Genomic DNA, 1,885 nt, shown 5'->3' on the forward strand with positions numbered 1-1,885 from the left:
GGATACTGTCGTCCTCACGGACAATCCCATGACAGACTCGAAAGAGGGCCCACTTCCTATAGGTCTTCAACACGGAAATAAATTTGTAAGTTATCTTCTGACGAATAGGAGCGTGCAGTTATGAACACCTCAGAACGAGCGTCGGCGCACGTCTCGTATACAGATTGGAACTCAACGGACTGGAAAGCAGTCCAAATGTATGTGACGAAGTTACGACAAAGGATTTATCGTGCCGAACAGTCAAATCAACGTAGAAAAGTAAGGAAACTACAACGCCTACTCTTGAGAAGCGAGGCGAATTTACTACTATCCATTAGAAGAGTGACACAGCAGAATAAAGGAAAACGAACACCTGGAGTTGACGAACACACAGCGTTAAGTCGGAGGGAAAGAAATCAATTATATAAACAGCTTAAAACTCAGAACATCTTCCGACACCGTCCAAAACCAGCCAAACGCATATACATTGTCAAAAAGAATGGAAAATTGAGACCTTTAGGTATTCCGACTATAAAAGATAGAATATATCAAAATATGGTCAGAAATGCCCTCGAACTCCAATGGGAATCCAGATTTGAAGCAATTTCTTATGGCTTCCGTCCTAAAAGAAGTACCCACGATGCCATACGCAGTATTTTCAATAGAATTCACGGAGGCAGTAAGAAAAAATGGATATTTGAAGGAGATTTTAAAGCATGTTTTGACCATCTGAATCATGATTGGATACTCAAACAAATCCCCAATTTTCCCGGGAGCCCCCTTATAGAAAGATGGCTTCAAATGGGGTACATGGAACGAAGTAACTTCTCTAAAACACAAGAAGGAACTCCGCAAGGAGGAACTATCTCACCTTTATTAGCTAACATCGCTCTTCATGGAATGGAAGAAGCATTAGGCATCACATACAAAAAGAATTATAAAGCCAATGCAAGTTACATTATCAACCCTGCATGTAAGATAGCTCTTATACGTTATGCAGACGACTTTGTCGTCCTGGCGGAAACGAAAGACCAAGCCCAATCTATACATGAGAGACTTCGTCTCTATCTCAAAAAGAGAGGATTAGAACTAAGTCTTGAGAAAACAAAGGTTACACAGATTGAACAAGGTTTTGAGTTTTTAGGATTCTCAGTCCGGCATTATAAGACGTGGCAAGGGAACAAATTGTTTATCAAACCAAGTAAGAGTAGCATAAAGAAAGCAAAAGAGAAAATTAGAGATACTCTTCGTATGATGAGAGGTCAACCGATCGGTGAGATTATTCGAGTGTTAAATCCGATTATTAGAGGTTACGGACAATACTGGAAACACGTAGTATCTAAGAAGATTTTTAGCAAACTAGCTGAATACATATACTGGAAAGTGCGTAAGCACCTAAGACAACTACACCCCAGAAAGGCTTGGAGATGGATTAGAACACGGTATTATAAAGCTCCACATCATGGAGGAAATGTAAATGTGCCAACCTGTCCCAAGACGAATATCCAACTATTACATATGCCTTGGATTAAGATTGAAAGACACAACATGGTTATGTATAAGAATAGTCCTGATGACCCGACTTTGAAGGAATATTGGGAAAAACGAGACCGAAAGGTGTTTGATTCAGAGAATACAATGGACAGAATGAAGCTGGCTAGGAAACAAGGCTATCGCTGTGCAATATGTAGATGTTCGCTACAAAATGGAGAAAAAGTTATCGTAAAAGATATGTCGGCCTCTCAAAATCACTCACAACCAAATGGATATGTAAGGCTTGTTCACTTACCCTGCCTTGATACTGTTATAGGATAAAAAGAAGGCTTGAGCCGTATGATGGGAAACTGTCACGTACGGTTCTTAGGGGAGTTAGGGGCAGTGATGCCCCTCGCTTACCCGACTTAAC

1 protein-coding gene is annotated in these 1,885 nt (G+C 40.5%); it reads left to right on the plus strand.

What is annotated here, in order from left to right; genetic code table 11:
• Window positions 1-120 precede the first annotated feature (120 nt).
• Window positions 121-1,794 (plus strand): group II intron reverse transcriptase/maturase, encoded by a 1,674-nt coding sequence (ltrA, locus tag ACQKNR_RS29210; RefSeq protein WP_427322754.1) that lies wholly within the window; start codon window positions 121-123, stop codon window positions 1,792-1,794.
• Window positions 1,795-1,885: the final 91 nt, after the last annotated feature.

The sequence above is a fragment of the Bacillus sp. NPDC094077 genome (assembly GCF_050279465.1).
In the GTDB taxonomy this organism is placed as follows: Bacteria; Bacillota; Bacilli; order Bacillales; family Bacillaceae_G; genus Bacillus_A.

Excerpts from the sequence above, each read along its gene's own strand:
- ltrA (WP_427322754.1), top strand. The coding sequence starts at position 121 with ATGAACACCTCAGAACGAGCGTCGGCGCACGTCTCGTATACAGATTGG.